Origin of the sequence: Streptomyces sp. NPDC059248, assembly GCF_042753905.1 — a bacterium.
Classification (GTDB): domain Bacteria; phylum Actinomycetota; class Actinomycetes; order Streptomycetales; family Streptomycetaceae; genus Streptomyces.
Window position 1 is genome coordinate 59,764 of sequence record NZ_JBHYZV010000036.1, and the last position, 16,352, is coordinate 76,115.

The following is a 16,352-nucleotide window of genomic DNA, read 5'->3' on the forward strand; positions in this document are numbered from 1 at the left end:
GGGCCCAGGCTCGCGGCCCGGGAGACCCGACGCAAGGGACACAGTCGAAGAATGTCGGCTAAACCAGATAAAACGGTAAAAACTCTTTGGAGGAAGTTCCGAAAGGGGTGCCGGGCGGCCCGGCGCCGGACACGGGGTGTCACCCCGTTCGGGCACCGGGTGCGCACCGGCGCGGGTCCCGCCCGGCGGCGGTGGCGGTGGCAGTGGCGTGTCGGCGGCCGGCCGGTGTGACTGTCGGCGGATGACCGGTGGGACGCGTCAGCGCACGACCGGTGTGAACCGTACGGGCAGTGCCACCAGCCCCCGCTCCCGGATCGAGGGGCGCCAGACCAGCCGCTCGGGGTCCACCGCGAGCACGGTGTCCGGCAGCCGCTCCAGCAGCGTCTCCACCGCCGTCCTGGCGATCACCTCGGCGAGCAGCGGAGCCGGATAGGGGCAGCGGTGCGCGCCCCCGCCGAACGAGAGATGCGCCGCGTTCTCGCCGCCGCCCGGCCGCTCGCCCGGCCAGATCTGCGGATCGGTGTTCGCGGCGGCCAGCGACAGCAGTACCCGGTCACCGGCCCGGATCCGGCGGCCGCCGAGCTGGGTGTCGCGCACGGCGCGCCGCCCGCCCGCGTTCTGCGCCGGGGTGTCCAGCCACAGCACCTCGTTCAGCGCCTGCCCGACGCTCAGCCGTCCCCCGGAGACATCGCGGGCGAACCGTTCGTCGGTGAGCAGCAGCCGCAGGGCGTTACCGATCCAGTCCGCCGTCGGCCGGTGCGCCGCCGCGACGAGGGCGAGTATCTCCCGTACCACCTCGTCGTCGGTGGGGGCGACGGGATCCGCCAGCAGCCGGGAGACCACGTCGGGCCTGGGCGCGGAGCGCCGCGCGGCCACCAGCCGGCGCAGCCGCTCCCCGGCCCGGACATAGGCGGCCAGCCGCCGGGTCTCCCCGGCCTCCCGCCCCGTCCCGGCGTCCCGCCCCGTCCCGTCCTCGGCGAGCGCCGTCCGCAGATCGCCCACCAGGCCGTCGAAGGCGTCGGCGTCCGGCGGCAGCCCGCACATCAAGACGGCGGCGCGCAGCGAGACGGCACGGGCGTACGCGGACATCAACTCGGCGCGCCCGCTGCCCGCGAAGCCGTCGACGAGCCGCCGGGCGACGCCCCGGCAGACCTCCGCCAGTTCGAACTGGTCCACGGCCGCCAGCGCCCGCGCCGTCGAGGGACCGGGCCGCCCGTGCGGTCCCGGACCGGGACTCGGGGGCGCGCCGGTGGGGCCGGTGGGGACGGTGGGGACGGTGGCGGGCTCGGCCGGGCCCGGACCGGTTTCCCGCGCCCGGGGCCACGGGCCCCGGTGCCGGGTGTCCCGGACGAACAGGTCGTCGTGCGCGGTGACATAGGAGACCTCGGCATAACCGAGGACGAGCCAGGCGGAACCGCCGTCGTCGGTCACGACCGGCGCGACCCGGCCGTGCCGCCGCCGGAGGTCCGCGTGGATCCCGGCCGGCGACTCGCCGTCGGCGGGGGCACGCAGCTGAGCGGGGCCACCCGCCGTGAACCCGTCACCGGTCGCCCGGCCGGTCGCGGCCGCCGGGCCGGGCCGTCCGCCGCCGGGTTCCGCCGTGCCACCGGGTTCCGCCGCGCCGTCGGGCGGGCCGGACCCGTGGGGCCGGGCGGCCGGAGCGGGGCCGTCCGCCTGCCCGGGGCCGTCCTGCGCGGCTGCGGCTGCCGTACTGCGGTCGGTCATGGGGCGGTCTCCCGGGCCAGAGTCAGATCACGGAGGTGGTTGACGAGGCTGAGCAGTACGTACTTCCCCGAGGAACGGACCCGCGCGTCGCAGTCGACCAGCGGGACGTGCGGCGCCAGCGACAACGCCTGCCGTATCTCCCGGAGCGAGAAGAACGCCGGATCGTTCTCGAACCGGTTGACGGCGACCACGAACGGGGTCCCGTGGTTCTCCAGCCGGTCGATCGCGTACCAGGAATCGCTCATCCGGCGGGTGTCCACCAGGACGACCGCGCCGAGCGTGCCCGCGAAGAGCCGGTCCCACAGAAACCAGAAGCGTTCCTGCCCGGGGGCTCCGAACAGATACAGCACCATGCGCTCGTTGAGGCTGATCCGGCCGAAGTCGAAGGCGACCGTTGTCGTGGACTTGGCCGAGGGGCCCGCCGTCTCGTCGACCCCGACCCCCGCCTGCGTCATCACCTCCTCGGTGTTGAGGGGGCGGATCTCGCTCACGGACCGCACCAAGGTGGTCTTGCCGACTCCGAAACCGCCCACGATCACGATCTTCAGCCCGGTGTCGGCCGTGTCCGTCAGTGGGGTGAACGCGGGCAGCTCAGAGGTTGCGGAGTCCATGGAGCACCTCCTCCAGTAGAGCCGAGTCGGGCAGCCCGGCGAGTGTGCGGGCGGGCCGGGGCCGCCGGGCGGTGATACGCCCCGTCGCCAGCAGGTCGCCGAGCAGGATCCGGACCACGGTCACCGGCAGCCGGAGCTGTGCGGACAGTTCGACGACGGAGACCGGGTGCCGCGACAGGGCGAGGATCCGGGCGTGTTCCGACTGCATGCCGGCTGCCGGGCCGCATTCGCCGACCACCAGGGTCACCAGATCGAACGTCCGCTCGAGATCGGCACCGGCGGCGCAGCGCCCCCCGGTGACGGTGTAAAGGCGGTCCGGTTCCCCCAGGTCGACGGGGAGACGGGTCATGGGCGAGGACTCTCCGGGGCGGGCGGGGTTCGGGGCTCGGCGCGCAGATGGTGTCCTATCTGGTCGACGAGTTCGGTCATGTGGTGGCCGACGGCACCCGGGTCGGCGCCGTCCTCGGCCACCACGGCCAGATGGGCGCCCTCCCCGGCCTCCACGATGAACAGGAGCCCGCCGTGGAACTCCGTCATCGAGTGGCGTACGCCGCCGGTGCCGTCGCCGAACTCGACCGACGCGCCCTGCGCCAGCGCCTGGATGCCCGAGCAGATGGCCGCCAGCTGGTCGGCCTGGTCGAGCGTCAGATACGGGGTCCAGCACAGCTTCAGCCCGTCGCGGGAGAGCACCAGGGCGTGCCGGGTGCCCCGGGTGCGTTCGATCAGGCCCTCCAGGAGCCAGGTGAGGCCGGTGTCGGTGGTCTGCATGGTCGGGACGGGGCGGGTGCCGCCGGTGGCCGGGGCATCGGCCCCTTCCTCCTGTCTGTCGGGGTCGTCGGTCGGTAACGCTGTGCGCGCGGGCTCGTGGGACGGCGGTGCCGGCCCGTCCCGGGGCGGCGGGCCGGGGGCGGGGGTCCGGTCCGCCGTGTCACACTCCGGCGGCTCCGGCGACGGGCCCCCCGTGCGCGGATCCCGGAGGATCGGCCGCGGAGGTCCGTGCGGTGGCCGCCTCGGTGGCGGTGGCGGTGGCGGCGGAGTGCGCGTCGCCGTCGGTGGGGCCGGGCGGGGTGCCGCGGTGGTCCGCCCTTCCGCGGGCCTTCATGGAGCGATGGAAGGCGCCGAACCGTGCTCCCGCGTCGCGGCCGGGCCGGGAACCGACGGCGGCGCCGGTTCCCGGCCCGGAATCGGGGACGTCGGACCGGCCGCGGTCCGCCGCCGCCATCGTGCGGCCCCGGGGGCGGACCGGCAGGCCGTTCGGCGTCGCCATCCCCGGTCCGCCGTGGCCGGTGGCCGGACGCGGCGGCGGTACGAAGGGGAGGACGGCGGCCACGGGCCCGCCGGGCGGAGCCCCGGTGACCGGCCGGGTCGCCCCGGACCCGGGGGCGGCCGAGGCGCCGGTGCCGGGACCGGGGGGCGACGGATGGCCGCGTACGGGGCCGGGAACGTGACCCGGGGGCGGTGGATGGCCGGGTACGGGACCGGCCGGGGCGGCGGTGCCCGAACCGGCCGTATGCGTCTCGCGGTTCTCCTGGTGCAGCAGCTGCGGCGGCAGCAGGACCACCACCCCCGTACCGCCCCGGGACGAGGGCCGGTAGGTGACCGTCATGTGGTACTTGACCGCCAGCATGCCCACCACCACGAGACCGATCCGGGTACTCGGCAGGAACGCGAGATCGGACGCCCGGCCCGACACCGCCTCCTCGGCGCGTTCGAGCTGCGCCTCCGCCATCTTCAGACCGCTGTCCTCGACGGTGACGACCAGCCCGGCGGCCCGCTCCTCGACATAGACGTGCACCTCGTCCACGGGCGGCGAGAAGGTGGCGGCGTTGTCCATCAGTTCGGCCAGGAGATGCATCACGCCCTCGGCCGCGTAGCCCGCGATCCGCGCCGTACTGGTGGAGTGGAGCCGGACCCGTCGGTACGCCGGGATCCGGCCCACCGCGCCCCGCAGAACGGACTCCATCCCGATCGGCCTGTTCCATGTCCGGCCGGTCCTGCCGCCCATCAGCAGGGACAGCCGGTCCGCCGAAAGACCCAGCTGGGAGGTCTTGTGGTCGAGTTGCAGCAGCTCCCCGAAGACCTCCCCGCCGTGACGATCCTGCATGTCCCGCAGATCGGCGAGCATGCTGACGGTCAGGGCCTGGACCCGGCTGAGGGTCTTGGTCCCCGCGCCCATCACGGCCGCCGCGCGCCGCTCGCTCAGGGCGACCTCGCGGACCACCGTGTCGAGCAGGACCCGGAGCCGGTCGTCGCCGGGGTGTTCGACGGCGGCGAGGGCGGTGCCCGCGGAGGAGCCCGACCGCAGCCGGGCCACCACGTCCGGCAGGGTCACCGCGGTCAGCCGGTCCAACTCGTCGGCGGAGCGCGCCAGCCGGCGGACGGCGGTGACGCTGTCGGCGGTCGCCGCCCTGGCGACGGTCTCGCTCTTGGCGATCTCGGCGGCACACAGGGCCAGCAGCGCCCGCAGCCCGGGATCGGCCGGAGCGGGGGCCTCGCCGAGTACCGGGCCGAGGGTGTCCCCGTCCCGCAGCCGCTTGACCACCAGCGGCAGGGTGACCTCCAGCAGCCGTACGACGTCCTCCTCCGCGCGGGCCGTACGGGTCCGCAGCACCCGTGCCTCCTCGTCGGCGGCGCCCGCCGCGGCCCGCAGCCGCCGGGCGACGAGGGTCCCGACGACGATCCCGGCCGTGACGGCGGCCCAGGCGACGGCGACCGTGACGGCGGCCCAGGTCCGGTCCCGACCGGGGGCCGCGGCGATCGCCGCGGCCCCGGCCGCGGCGGCCAGCGCGACCGCGAGCGGCGGTACGGCCGGGGGCAGCGGGCGCGGTGTTCGTATCCGATGCGGTTTCGGGGCTGGCACGGACATGGGGTCCTTAGCTGCTCGAGTCTGCCGGAACCGCGGGAGCTCCGGTGTGTGTGACGGTCCGGGTGCGTGACCGCGGGGGCCGGGCGAGCGGGGCCGACCGGCGCGTGGGCCGAACGTGTGCGCGGACACCGGGAGTTGACGGTGATCTTCCGCACGAGCGTGGCGCTCATGCTAGCCACGGGCGGTGGTCGCCGAGCCCGGACCGCGACGACTCCCCACAGAACGGGGGACTTCGTCCCGAAGTCACCCTGCGGCGCCCGGGATCGTGGTATCGGCCCGCCGTACGACGGCGGGGGAGCAGGCCCCGCCCGGACGCCGGGGCGCGTACGCCGGGGCGTGGGGCGAACATCACAGGCGCGCGCCCTGAGACGTACGGCCGGGGCGGACTACCGTGTGCGGGTGCCCAGGGACCGCAACACGTTCTCGTTCTTCTCGCCTTCCGCCTGGTGGCAGGGGGTTTCGCACCGTGTCGTCCATCGGGTGTGGGACGGGGTGCGGAACGCGGGCGCGGTGACGGCCGAGCGCCCCGGGCGGCTGCGTTTCCGGGCCATCGGCCCCGGCACCCGGCTGGCCTTCCCCCAGGGCACCGTCTTCGGGGAGCGGTGGATCGAACTCGGCGAGCACTGCGTGATCGCGGAGCAGGTCACGCTCACTGCGGGCATGATGCCGGGGCTCGACCTGGGGCCCGATCCCATCCTGACCCTCGGGGACGGGGTGGTCCTCGGGCGCGGCAGCCATATAGTCGCCGACACCCTGGTGACCGTCGGCCGGGACACGTACTGCGGTCCGTACGTCTACATCACCTCGACCAACCACAGCTACGACGATCCCGAGCTGCCCGTCGGCAAGCAGTGGCCGCGGACCGCGCCCGTCTCCATCGGCCCCGGCTGCTGGCTGGGTACCGGGGCCGTGGTGCTGCCGGGCGCCCGGCTGGGGCGGAACGTGGTCGTGGCGGCGGGCGCGGTGGTACGGGGCGAGGTGCCGGACCACTCCGTGGTGGCGGGCGCGCCCGCCAGGACCGTACGGAGCTGGGACCCCGTCCACGGCTGGCAGCCCCCGCTCAGGACGCCGCCGCCGGTGCCGATACCCGACGGGGTGACGCCCGAGGAACTGCTGGCCCTCACGGAGCACGACCGTCCCGCGGAGGGCTGATCCCGCTCCGCCGCGCGGCCGCCGAGCCGCCGGGCTCGAGCCGCCGGGCCCGGCCGTCAGCCGCCCGCTAGCAGGACCGAGCCGACCAGCGCGAGCCCGGCTCCCGTGGCCTGGACCCCGCGCAGCCGTTCCTTCAGCACGATCAGCGCCGCCAGTACGGTGACCACCGGATAGAGATGGGACAGGACGGCGGCGACGGTCACCGGTCCGGTCTGGGCGGCCAGGGCGTAGGTGCCGTTCGACGCCACGTCCGCCAGACCGACGAAGGCCAGCAGCGGCAGGGCGGACCACAGCACCCGGAGGCCGCCGTCCTCGGGGAGGATCCGGCGGCCCCGGCGCGCCGTGACGGCGAGGGCCGTACCGCCGACGGCGATATTGACCGTCCGCTGGACGAAGAGGGCGAGAAAGAGCCCGGTGACACTGGACGACGCCTCCGCGATCAGGGTCATCACCGCGCCGAAGCCGACCGCCGCGACGAGGGTGAGCGCCACCGTCCGCCGCTGTACCGGCGCGCCGCGCAGTTCGGGTCCGCCCGCCATGACGATCCCGAGGACGGCCACCCCGATCCCGGCGAGCTGCACCGGGCCGGGGCGCTCGCCGAGCAGCAGTCCGACGCCGACAGGGACCGCGACCCCGACCGAGCCCAGCGGGGAGACCACCCCCATCGGGCCCAGGGCGAGGGCCTGGTAGAAGCAGAGCAGGGCCACCGGGCCCAGGACCCCGGCCGCCACCGCGTACCAGAGCTGGGGGCCGGCCTCCCGCCAGGCCGCCGTCGCCAGCACGATCACCCCGAGGACGACGACCGCGACGGTCTGGGAGGCGACGACGACGGTGAGGGCGGGGGCCCGCCGGGTCAGCAGACCGCCGCCGAAGTCGGCCAGGCCCATCAGCAGGGCCGTGGTCAGGGCGAACAGTGCGACCATGGAGAGACCTCGCAGTACAGTGTGTTGGACCTGGCGGTGCAGCACACGGTAGTGCAGGATATTGGACTATGTCATTCACTATCTTGGATGGAATGTGGCGGACCTCGATCATCTGACGCAGTCGCTCGCCCGCAATCTCAAGCGCTGGCGCGCCGAGCGCGGCCTCACGCTCGACGGCCTGGCGGCCCGCTCGGGGGTGAGCCGGGGCATGATCATCCAGATCGAGCAGGCGCGGACCAACCCCAGTGTCGGCATCGCGGTGAAGCTGGCCGACGCGCTCGGCGTCAGCATCGCCACACTGCTCGACCGCGACCACGGCCCCCAGGTCCGGGTGGTACCTCCCGACGGCGGGATGCGGATGTGGTCGACCCCGGCGGGCAGCTTCAACGAACTCCTGGTCGGGACCGAGCTGCGGGGTCCGCTGGAGATGTGGTTCTGGCGTCTGGAGCCCGGCGACGGGAGTTCGTCCGACGCCCATCCCGACGGCACGGTGGAACTCATCCATGTGTCCGAGGGGGTGCTGACTCTGGTGGTGGACGGGGAACCGTATGCCGTGACCGCCGGGGGCTCCGCGGTCTTCGAGGCGAATGTGCCGCATGCGTACCGCAACGACGGCACGGAGCCCGCCGTCCTGACGATGGCCGTCGCCGTACCGCCCGTCCGCTGATCCGCACCCCGCACCCCGCACCCCGCGTCCGGCAGAACCGGAACGCGGCCCGGCCCGCGCCTCCGCCGGGGGACCGGGCCCAACCGGTCCCGGACGAAAGGGAATCGAGGGCGGCGCGGGGCTCACGGGGGTGGGCGGAACGGGCTCCGGCCGCTTGCTACCGTGCGGTCATGCGCGCACCCATCGGCTCCTTCGACACCGCCAGGCCCGCCCCCGACGCCCTCGACGAACTCGTCGCCCCGGTCGCCGACGCCGTACGGAACTGGACCGGCGACGTCCCCGCCGACCAGCTGATCCATGTCGACACCGACCCGGCGATCGCCGATACCTCGGCCTTCGTCGCCCACTACGGCGAGGAACTGCTCCGGCAGTCCGCGAACTGTGTCGTCGTCGCGGCCAAGCGGGGCGGGGAGACCGGCCTTGCCGCCGCCGTGGTGCTCTCCCACACCCGGGTCGATGTGAACGGGGTCGTCCGCAGACACCTGGGCGCCCGCAAGGTGTCGTTCGCCCCGCAGGAGACCGCCACCGGGCGGACCGGGATGGAGTACGGCGGGATCACCCCGATCGGGCTCCCCGGTGACTGGCCGCTGCTGGTGGACGCCGCCGTCGCCGACACCCCCTGGGTCCTCCTCGGGAGCGGACTGCGGCGCGGCAAACTGATCGTCCCGGGCAAGGCGCTCGCCGCCCTGCCCCACGCCGTCGTCCTCGAAGGACTCGGGATCTGACCCGCCCCCCGGCACAACCGCCCCCGGGCCTTCCCGGGGGCGCCACGGCACCCCCGGGCTCAGCCCAGCCGGGGTATCTCGATGGCGGGGCAACGATCCATGACCATGTCGAGACCGGCCGCGCGGGTCCGCTCGTACGCCGCCTCGTCCACCACGCCGAGCTGGAACCAGACCGCCTTCGCGCCCTTGGCGACCGCCTCGTCCGCCGCCTGCCCCGCCAGCGACGCGTTCACGAACACATCGACCACGTCGACGTCGAAGGGGATGTCCGCCAGCGACGCGTAACCCCGCTCGCCGTGGACCGTCTCCTCCTTCGGATGGACCGGCACGATCCGCTTGCCGAAGCGCTGAAGCACGCGCGCGACCCCGTACGCCGCCCGCGACTCGTTGTTCGACAGGCCCACCACCGCCCAGGTGTTACCCGTCGAGGTGAGGATCCTGCGGATGGTCTCGTCGTCTCCGTACATGTCTGCCACAACGGATCACCCGTACGGAGCATTCCCCTCCGTACGACCCCCGATCGGGTGACGCATAGGGTGGCCGGATGCAGGAGCAGTACCGGACGGTCGCCCGCGAGGGCGTCCACGAGACCGAGATCAGCCGATCGCGCTTCCTCTGCGCGCTCGCGCCCGCGGCGACCGAGGAGGAGGCCAGGGCGTTCGTCGCCCGGATCCGCCGCGAGCACCCCACCGCCACCCACAACTGCTTCGCCTACGTCATCGGCGCCGACGCCGCCGTCCAGAAGGCGAGCGACGACGGGGAGCCCGGCGGCACCGCCGGGGTGCCCATGCTCCAGATGCTCACCCGGCGCGACATCCGCTACGCCGTCGCCGTCGTCACCCGCTACTACGGCGGGGTCAAGCTCGGCGCCGGGGGACTGATCCGCGCCTACGGCGGTGTGGTCGGCGAGGCGCTCGACGCCCTCGGGACCGTCGTCCGCCGCCGCTACCGGCTGGCCGTCGTCACCGTCGACCACCAGCGGGCCGGGAAGCTGGAGAACGACCTGCGGGCCACCGGCAGGACCGTCCGCTCCGTCGCCTACGCCGAGCGGGTCGCCATCGAGATCGCCCTCCCCGACGCCGACATCGACACCTTCCGCGCCTGGCTCGCCGACGCCACCGCCGGGACCGCGCGCATCGACGTGGGCGGCGAGGCGTATGGCGACGCCTGACGCCCGCCGAATCCCCGGACCCGGCCGGGCTGTCACACCCCGCCGATACTCTCGGGGATCATGAGACTCCTGCACACGTCGGACTGGCATCTGGGCCGGTCGCTGCACCGGGTGAGCATGCTCGACGCCCAGTCCGCGTTTCTCGACCACCTCGTCGACGCGGCCCGCGCCCACGAGGTCGACGCGGTGCTGGTGGCAGGAGACGTCTACGACCGGGCGGTGCCCCCGCTCGCCGCCGTCGAACTCTTCGACCGGACACTGCACCGGCTGGCCGCCGCGGGCGTCCCCACCGTGATGATCTCCGGCAACCACGACTCGGCCCGCCGCCTCGGCGTCGCGGCCGGACTCATCGAACGCGCCGGGATACATCTGCGGACCGGCCCCGATGGCTGCGCCGTCCCCGTCGTCCTCGCCGACACCTACGGCGACGTCGCCCTGTACGGAGTGCCCTATCTGGAACCGGCCCTCGTCAAGGACGCGTTCGGCGTCGAGCGGACCGGACACGAGGCCGTCGTCGCCGCGGCCATGGACCGGATCCGCGCCGATCTCGCAGGCCGCCCGCCCGGCACCCGCTCGGTCGTCCTCGCCCACGCCTTCGTCGTCGGCGGCACCGCCAGCGACAGTGAACGGGACATCACCGTCGGCGGGGTCGCCGCCGTGCCCTCCGCCGTCTTCGACGGAGTGGACTACGCGGCCCTCGGCCATCTGCACGGCTGCCAGACCATCACCGACCGCGTGCGGTACTCGGGCTCCCCGCTCGCCTACTCCTTCTCGGAGGCCGCCCACCGCAAGTCGATGTGGCTCGTCGACCTCGGCGCGGACGGCGCCGTGACCGCCGAGCGGATCGACTGCCCCGTGCCCAGGCCCCTCGCCCGGCTCACCGGCCGCATCGACGACCTGCTGAGCGACCCCGCCCACGAGCCGTACGAGGACGCCTTCGTCGAGGCGACCCTCACCGACCCCGTCCGCCCCGCCGAGCCGATGGCCCGCCTGACGAAACGCTTCCCGCACACGCTGAGCCTCGTCTTCGCCCCCGAACGGCCGCCAGGGGACGACGACGGCGTCTCCTACGCCCGGCGGCTGCGCGGCCGGGACCGGCGGCAGATCGCGGAGGACTTCGTGGCCCATGTCCGGGGCGCCGGACCGGACGCCGCGGAGCGCGCCGTCCTGAGCGCCGCGTTCGACGAGGTCCGCACCGCGGACGCGGAGGCCGCCGGATGAAGCTGCACCGCCTCGCCGTCACCGCCTTCGGCCCCTTCGGCACCACCCAGGACATCGACTTCGGCAGCCTCACCGCCGACGGCCTCTTCCTGCTCCACGGCCCCACCGGCGCCGGGAAGACCTCCGTACTCGACGCCGTCTGCTTCGCCCTGTATGGCACGGTGCCCGGCGCCCGGCAGGCGCCCGGCACCCCGCTGCGCAGCGACCACGCCGAGGCCGGCGTCTTCACCGAGGTCCTCCTCGACCTCACCCTCGGCGGCCGCCGCCTGGAGATCACCCGCTTCCCCGCCCAGCAGCGCCCCAAGAGGCGGGGCACCGGATTCACCTCCGAGCGGGCCCGGAGCCTGCTGCGGGAGTACGACGCCGCGGCCGGCGAATGGCGCGCCCTCAGCCGCTCCCACCAGGAGGTCGGCGAGGAGATCGAACAGCTCATCGGGATGAGCCGGGAGCAGTTCTGCCAGGTCGTCCTGCTTCCCCAGGGCGACTTCGCCCGCTTTCTGCGCGCCGACGCCGAGGCCAGGGGACGGCTGCTCGGCCGCCTCTTCGACACCCGCTGCTTCGCCGCCGTCGAGGAACGCCTCGCGGAGCGCCGCAGAGCCGCCGAGGCCCGGGTCCGTACCGGCGACGAACGACTGCTCGCCCTGGCCCACCGGATGGAACAGGCCGCCGCGGGCGCGGCCGGGGACTGGCCCCTGCCGGATATGCGCCCCGGCGCCCCCGGACTCGCCGCCGCCGTCCTCGCCCGGGCGGCCGTCGCCCGCGCGGGCGCCCGCGAACGGCTCGCCGTGGCCCGCTCCGCCGTCGCCATCGCCGAGGACCGGCAGACCGCGGCCCGTACCGCCCTCGACACCGCCCGGGAACACGATCGACTCCGGCGGCGGTCCGAGGAGACCCGCCGCCGCCAGGCCGAATCCGAGGCCGCCCGGCCCGCCCACGAGGCCGTCCTGGCCCGGCTCGAAGAGGCCCGCAGGGCCGAGCGGGTGGCCCCCGCGCTGACCCTGCGCGCCACCGCCGAACGGGCTCACCGTACGGCGGCCGCCGCGCTCGCCGCCGCCCGCACCGCCCTGCCCGCCGACCTCGCCGACGCCGCCCCCGGACAGCTCGCCGAAACGGAGCGGGGAATCCGCGGCGACCTCGGAGCCCTGGAGGCCGCCCGGCGCGCCGAGGCGCGCCGCGCCGAGATCACCCGCGAGCGGGCCGCGCTCGACCGGGCCGCCCGCGCGGACGACGACGCCCGGCAGGACGCCGAGGAGTGGCTCGCCGGCTGGGACGACCTGCGCCGCGCCCACCAGGACCGGCTCGCCGCCGCCCAGGAAGCCGCCACCCGCGCCGAACAGCTCGCCGGGCGGCTCGGCCCCGCCCGCGGGCGCCGCGACGCCGCGCGGGAGCGGGACCGGCTGGCCGCCGCCGGGACCGAAGCCGAGGACGGGCTGCGGACCGCGCGCGACGGCGCGCTCGCGGCCCGTACCGCCTGGCTCGACCTCAAGGAGCGCCGACTCGCCCGGATCGCGGCCGAACTGGCCGCCGGGCTCGTCCCCGGTGAGCCCTGCGCGGTCTGCGGCTCCGCCGACCACCCGGAACCGGCGCGCCCCGGCACCGGACACGTCTCCCCCGCCGACGAGGACGCCGCCTACGACGCCCTCACCCGGGCCGACGAGATCCGGTCCGAGGCCGAGCGTCGGCTGGACCGGATCAGCACGGCGCTGGCGACGGCCCGCCTCCGGGCCCGCGACGACGACACCGCCGCCGCCCCCGCCGCGGACTTCGCCGGGACCGGCCCCCGCGACCCGGCGGCCGCCGAACTCGCCGCCCTGGTCGCGGAGGTGGAGCGCGACCTCGGCGCCGCCCGCGGCCTCGCCTCCGGAATCCACGCCGCCCGGGAGGACCTCGACCGTGCCGAGCGCGAACACGAGGAGCGCGTCGGCCGTCTCCAGCGCCTCGACCAGCGCGGCGCCGCCCGTACCGCCGAACGCGAAGCGCTCGACCGGGAACACGCCGCCCTCGGCGGCGAACTGGAGCGGGCCAGGGCCGGGGCCCGGTCCGTCGCCGAACGCGCCGCGGCGCTGGAGCACCGGGCCCGGCTCGCGGCCGGCGCCGCCGAGGCCGGCCGCGCCGCCGACGAGGCCGCCCGACGGCTCAAGGAAGCCGACGGGCAGGCGGCCGACGCCGCCTACCGGGCCGGGTTCCCCACCCCGGGCGCCGCGGCGGAAGCCCTCGTCGGCGATGCCGGGCACCGTGAACTCCAGCGCCGCGCCGACCTCTGGCAGGCCGAGGCGGCGGCCGTCGCCGAGCGGCTCGCCGAATCCGACCCGTCGGCCGCCGCCGGGGCGCCGCCCGCCGACCCCGACGCCGCCGCCGGGAGACTCGCGGCCGCCGACACCGCCCTGCGGGACGCCGCGTCCGCCCTGGCCTCCGCCCGGGACCGCGCCGCCGAACTGGACGCGCTGTCCGAGGAGGCCACCACCTCGGTCCGGGGTTCCGTACCGCTGCGCGCGGAGTACGAACGCGTGGCCCGGCTCGCCGCCCTCACCGCGGGCACCTCCGCCGAGAACGAACGCCGGATGCGGCTGGAGTCGTACGTCCTGGCGGCCCGCCTCGAACAGGTCGCGGCGGCCGCCACCGAGCGGCTGCTGCGGATGTCCGCCGGGCGCTACTCCCTCACCCACTCCGACGCCCGCTCCGGCGGCGGGCGCTCCGGGCTCGGCCTGCGGGTGGTCGACGCGTGGACCGGCCGCGAACGCGACACCGCCACCCTCTCCGGCGGTGAGACCTTCTTCGCGTCCCTCGCCCTCGCCCTGGGACTCGCGGACGTCGTCACCGAGGAAGCCGGGGGCGTAAGGCTCGACACCCTCTTCATCGACGAGGGCTTCGGCAGCCTCGACGAACAGACCCTGGACGAGGTGCTGGACGTGCTGGACTCCCTGCGGGAGCGCGACCGCAGCGTCGGCATCGTCAGCCATGTCGCCGATCTGCGCCGCCGTATCCCCACCCAGCTGGAGGTGGTGAAGGAACGCCACGGCTCGACGGTACGGCTCCGCACGGGAGCGCCCGCCGACTAGGTTCTGTCCGGGGCCCGGCCGGTGGAGCCCGGTACCGGAATTCCCGGCGGACGGGCCGGGGTCAGCGGCTGACCGGGCGCCCCGGCAGCGGGGAGGAGTAGACGACGCTCGTCGTCACCGCGCCCAGCGCCCCGATCCGGCCCGTGACCTGTTCCAGATGGCCCATGTCCCGGGTGGCGACCTTCAGGACGAAGCAGTCGTCGCCCGTGACATGGTGCGCCTCCAGGATCTCCGGGGTGGTGTCCAGCAGATCGTGGAACGGCTTGTAGTTCCCGTTCGGGTACCGCAGCCGGACGAAGGCCGTGATGGCCAGGCCCAGCCCGCCCCGGTCCACCAGCGCGCCGTAGCCGGTGATGATCCCGGCCTCCTCCAGCCGGCGTACCCGCTCGGTGACGGCGCTCGCCGACATGGAGACCTCGCGGGCCAGCTCCGCGAAACCGGCCCGGCCGCGGCGCTGGAGGAGATCCAGCAGACGCCAGTCGGTGGCGTCCGGTGCATAGTCGTTCATGGAGCCAAGACAACCGGGGAATCACCGGCTGATCAAGTCATCTGCCGGGGAAAGTGCCTTCAGGCGGCGCGCGGCCGCCCGTAGATTCACTGCCATGAACACCATTTCGCACACCTTCTCCGCTCCCGCAACCGCCCCCGCTCCCGCTTCGAACCCGGTCCTTCGGGTGCCGCCCGCGCCGCCCGCCGCGGCGGCCGCGTACTTTCGTGCGAGTCTCACCTTCCACGCCGATGTCTCCGACGTCGCTGCCGCCCTCGCCGACGGCGGCGGCACCGGCAGGTCCGGGTTCGTACTGCTCGACTCCCGCTCCGCGCCCGCCTGGGACCAGGGCCACATTCCCGGCGCCGTCCACCTGCCGACGGCTCTGATCCCGGAGCAGGCCGACCGGCTCCTCGACCCGGCCGTCCCCGTCGTCACGTACTGCTGGGGCCCCGGCTGCAACGGTGCCACCCGTGCCGCCCTCGCCCTGGCCGAACGCGGCTACCAGGTCAAGGAGATGCTCGGCGGATTCGAGTACTGGGTACGGGAGGGGTTCGCGTACGAGACCTGGGAGGGCGACGACCGCCGGGCACCCGACCCGCTGACCGCGCCCGTCGGCGCCGACGACTGCGGCTGCTGACCGGCCCCGCGCCGGACGCCCTCCCTCCGGCGCCCGCGGGCCGTCGCATCCGGCACCCCCGTCGCACCCGCCGCCCCCGCCGCCGGGCGGCCGCGGCCGATAATGGGATGCGGACGCCCCCGGGATCACCGATGATCGGGCGCCATGTCTGCCTTTCCGCATCCCGACCCGGCGGCCCTGCGCCGCGACCCCCTGCCGCTGCGCGGCCGTACGGCGCTGGTGACCGGTGCGAGCAGAAGAGGCGGCATCGGATACGCGGTGGCCCGCAGGCTCGCCGCGTACGGCGCCGGGGTCTATCTGCACCACCACGTCCCGCACGACGAGGCGAAGCCGTGGGGTGCCGAGCCCGGCGGGCCCGAGGTCGTGGCCGAAGGGGTCCGCGCCGCCCTCGGCGACCCCGCGGCACGGGTGTTCCACGGCCCCGCCGATCTGTCCGACCCCGCCGCGCCCGCCGCGCTCGTCGCCTCGGCCGCCGAGGCGTTCGGCGGACGGCTCGACATCCTCGTCGCCAACCACGCGCTGAGCGGCTACGACGGCACCCTGGACGTGATCGACGCCGACATGCTCGACGCCCACTTCGCCGTCGACACCCGCTCCGTCGTCCTGCTGGTGCAGGCGTACGCCCGGCTGCGGGCCGGACTGCCGCCCAGAACGCCCGGCGGCCGGGTGGTCATGATGACCTCGGGCCAGGACATCGCGGGCGGTATGCCCGGCGAACTGGCCTACGCGCTCGCCAAGGGAGCCAACGCCTCGGTCACCCGCTCCCTCGCCACCCATCTGGCCGATCTCGCGATCACCGTCAACACGGTCAACCCCGGCCCCGTGGACACCGGCTACCGGGAGGGCGACGACTACCGGGCGGTCGCCGACCGGTTCCCGGCGGGGCGCTGGGGCATGCCCGACGACCCCGCACGCCTGATCGCCTGGCTGGCCACCGACGAGGCCGGGTGGATCACCGGAGAGGTGATCAACTCCGAGGGCGGCTTCCGCCGCTGACCCCGGCGAACGCCGGGGGAGTAGCCGGGGCCGGGGGGGGGGGGGGGGCCCCCCGCCCCCGGGGGCGCCCGTGAGAGACAAGAACACCCCCCACGGATGGACCCCCGGC

16 protein-coding genes are annotated in these 16,352 nt (G+C 75.1%); 8 read left to right on the forward strand and 8 right to left on the reverse strand.

Features of this window, described 5'->3' with window-relative positions; all coding sequences use genetic code 11:
• Positions 1-258 precede the first annotated feature (258 nt).
• The 5 genes from ACFXG1_RS17730 to ACFXG1_RS17750 form a co-directional block, all read right to left on the reverse strand.
• Positions 259-1,725 (reverse strand): cytochrome P450, encoded by a 1,467-nt coding sequence (locus tag ACFXG1_RS17730; protein WP_384743398.1) that lies wholly within the window; start codon positions 1,723-1,725, stop codon positions 259-261.
• Entirely contained in the window at positions 1,722-2,336 is a 615-nt protein-coding gene (locus ACFXG1_RS17735) for an ATP/GTP-binding protein (protein ID WP_384720840.1), read from the reverse strand. The genes ACFXG1_RS17730 and ACFXG1_RS17735 overlap by 4 nt, the downstream gene beginning before the upstream one ends.
• Positions 2,317-2,685 carry a DUF742 domain-containing protein gene (locus ACFXG1_RS17740; RefSeq protein WP_384720843.1) on the reverse strand — a complete coding sequence of 123 codons (369 nt, stop codon included), beginning with the start codon at positions 2,683-2,685 and terminating at the stop codon, positions 2,317-2,319. The genes ACFXG1_RS17735 and ACFXG1_RS17740 overlap by 20 nt, the downstream gene beginning before the upstream one ends.
• A complete protein-coding gene (locus ACFXG1_RS17745; RefSeq protein WP_384720846.1) occupies positions 2,682-3,104 on the reverse strand; it encodes a roadblock/LC7 domain-containing protein in 423 nt (140 codons plus the stop codon). Before ACFXG1_RS17745 ends, ACFXG1_RS17740 begins: the two co-directional genes overlap by 4 nt.
• Positions 3,105-3,264: 160 nt before the next feature.
• Positions 3,265-5,202: an ATP-binding protein gene (locus tag ACFXG1_RS17750; RefSeq protein WP_384743403.1), complete on the reverse strand. Its 1,938-nt coding sequence runs from the start codon at positions 5,200-5,202 to the stop codon at positions 3,265-3,267.
• Between the two features lie 399 nt (positions 5,203-5,601).
• On the opposite strand from ACFXG1_RS17750, the gene ACFXG1_RS17755 reads away from it, so the two are divergent.
• Positions 5,602-6,354, forward strand: coding sequence for an acyltransferase (locus ACFXG1_RS17755; protein ID WP_384720741.1), 753 nt, complete (start codon positions 5,602-5,604; stop codon positions 6,352-6,354).
• 56 nt (positions 6,355-6,410) lie between these two features.
• Here the strand turns inward: ACFXG1_RS17755 and ACFXG1_RS17760 are convergent, their stop codons facing one another.
• Positions 6,411-7,277, reverse strand: coding sequence for an EamA family transporter (locus ACFXG1_RS17760; RefSeq protein WP_384720738.1), 867 nt, complete (start codon positions 7,275-7,277; stop codon positions 6,411-6,413).
• A 94-nt stretch (positions 7,278-7,371) separates the two neighbouring features.
• Here ACFXG1_RS17760 and ACFXG1_RS17765 point away from each other — a divergent pair, with 94 nt between their 5' ends.
• The gene (locus ACFXG1_RS17765; RefSeq protein ID WP_384720735.1) at positions 7,372-7,944 is read left to right on the forward strand and encodes a helix-turn-helix domain-containing protein; all 573 of its coding nucleotides are present in this window, start codon (positions 7,372-7,374) and stop codon (positions 7,942-7,944) included.
• A gap of 170 nt (positions 7,945-8,114) precedes the next feature.
• Positions 8,115-8,669, forward strand: coding sequence for a YbaK/EbsC family protein (locus ACFXG1_RS17770; protein ID WP_384720732.1), 555 nt, complete (start codon positions 8,115-8,117; stop codon positions 8,667-8,669).
• A 59-nt stretch (positions 8,670-8,728) separates the two neighbouring features.
• Here the strand turns inward: ACFXG1_RS17770 and ACFXG1_RS17775 are convergent, their stop codons facing one another.
• Positions 8,729-9,136 (reverse strand): CoA-binding protein, encoded by a 408-nt coding sequence (locus ACFXG1_RS17775; protein ID WP_384721501.1) that lies wholly within the window; start codon positions 9,134-9,136, stop codon positions 8,729-8,731.
• Positions 9,137-9,213: 77 nt separating this feature from the next.
• Between ACFXG1_RS17775 and ACFXG1_RS17780 the strand changes: the two genes are divergently transcribed.
• From ACFXG1_RS17780 to ACFXG1_RS17790, 3 genes are read left to right on the forward strand one after another with little or no spacing between them, the layout of a single operon-like run.
• On the forward strand, positions 9,214-9,840 hold the full coding sequence (locus tag ACFXG1_RS17780; RefSeq protein WP_384721498.1) for a YigZ family protein: 627 nt from the start codon (positions 9,214-9,216) through the stop codon (positions 9,838-9,840).
• Positions 9,841-9,900: 60 nt separating this feature from the next.
• Complete coding sequence (locus tag ACFXG1_RS17785) at positions 9,901-11,061, forward strand: exonuclease SbcCD subunit D (protein WP_384743408.1); 1,161 nt, start codon at positions 9,901-9,903, stop codon at positions 11,059-11,061.
• The gene (locus tag ACFXG1_RS17790; protein ID WP_384743411.1) at positions 11,058-14,120 is read left to right on the forward strand and encodes an AAA family ATPase; all 3,063 of its coding nucleotides are present in this window, start codon (positions 11,058-11,060) and stop codon (positions 14,118-14,120) included. Before ACFXG1_RS17785 ends, ACFXG1_RS17790 begins: the two co-directional genes overlap by 4 nt.
• Before the next feature lie 61 nt (positions 14,121-14,181).
• On the opposite strand, the gene ACFXG1_RS17795 is transcribed toward ACFXG1_RS17790, so the two are convergent.
• Positions 14,182-14,628 (reverse strand): Lrp/AsnC family transcriptional regulator, encoded by a 447-nt coding sequence (locus tag ACFXG1_RS17795; protein WP_384721842.1) that lies wholly within the window; start codon positions 14,626-14,628, stop codon positions 14,182-14,184.
• A gap of 94 nt (positions 14,629-14,722) precedes the next feature.
• On the opposite strand from ACFXG1_RS17795, the gene ACFXG1_RS17800 reads away from it, so the two are divergent.
• Positions 14,723-15,247, forward strand: a complete 525-nt coding sequence (locus ACFXG1_RS17800; RefSeq protein WP_384721839.1) for a rhodanese-like domain-containing protein — start codon at positions 14,723-14,725, stop codon at positions 15,245-15,247.
• Positions 15,248-15,391: 144 nt separating this feature from the next.
• Positions 15,392-16,243 (forward strand): SDR family oxidoreductase, encoded by an 852-nt coding sequence (locus ACFXG1_RS17805; protein ID WP_384743415.1) that lies wholly within the window; start codon positions 15,392-15,394, stop codon positions 16,241-16,243.
• The last annotated feature ends 109 nt before the right edge of the window (positions 16,244-16,352 follow it).

Excerpts from the sequence above, each read along its gene's own strand:
- ACFXG1_RS17735 (WP_384720840.1), bottom strand. The coding sequence starts at position 2,336 with ATGGACTCCGCAACCTCTGAGCTGCCCGCGTTCACCCCACTGACGGAC.
- ACFXG1_RS17795 (WP_384721842.1), bottom strand. The coding sequence starts at position 14,628 with ATGAACGACTATGCACCGGACGCCACCGACTGGCGTCTGCTGGATCTC.
- ACFXG1_RS17790 (WP_384743411.1), top strand. The coding sequence starts at position 11,058 with ATGAAGCTGCACCGCCTCGCCGTCACCGCCTTCGGCCCCTTCGGCACC.
- ACFXG1_RS17785 (WP_384743408.1), top strand. The coding sequence starts at position 9,901 with ATGAGACTCCTGCACACGTCGGACTGGCATCTGGGCCGGTCGCTGCAC.
- ACFXG1_RS17740 (WP_384720843.1), bottom strand. The coding sequence starts at position 2,685 with ATGACCCGTCTCCCCGTCGACCTGGGGGAACCGGACCGCCTTTACACC.
- ACFXG1_RS17760 (WP_384720738.1), bottom strand. The coding sequence starts at position 7,277 with ATGGTCGCACTGTTCGCCCTGACCACGGCCCTGCTGATGGGCCTGGCC.
- ACFXG1_RS17745 (WP_384720846.1), bottom strand. The coding sequence starts at position 3,104 with ATGCAGACCACCGACACCGGCCTCACCTGGCTCCTGGAGGGCCTGATC.
- ACFXG1_RS17775 (WP_384721501.1), bottom strand. The coding sequence starts at position 9,136 with ATGTACGGAGACGACGAGACCATCCGCAGGATCCTCACCTCGACGGGT.
- ACFXG1_RS17780 (WP_384721498.1), top strand. The coding sequence starts at position 9,214 with ATGCAGGAGCAGTACCGGACGGTCGCCCGCGAGGGCGTCCACGAGACC.
- ACFXG1_RS17730 (WP_384743398.1), bottom strand. The coding sequence starts at position 1,725 with ATGACCGACCGCAGTACGGCAGCCGCAGCCGCGCAGGACGGCCCCGGG.
- ACFXG1_RS17750 (WP_384743403.1), bottom strand. The coding sequence starts at position 5,202 with ATGTCCGTGCCAGCCCCGAAACCGCATCGGATACGAACACCGCGCCCG.
- ACFXG1_RS17800 (WP_384721839.1), top strand. The coding sequence starts at position 14,723 with ATGAACACCATTTCGCACACCTTCTCCGCTCCCGCAACCGCCCCCGCT.
- ACFXG1_RS17770 (WP_384720732.1), top strand. The coding sequence starts at position 8,115 with ATGCGCGCACCCATCGGCTCCTTCGACACCGCCAGGCCCGCCCCCGAC.
- ACFXG1_RS17805 (WP_384743415.1), top strand. The coding sequence starts at position 15,392 with ATGTCTGCCTTTCCGCATCCCGACCCGGCGGCCCTGCGCCGCGACCCC.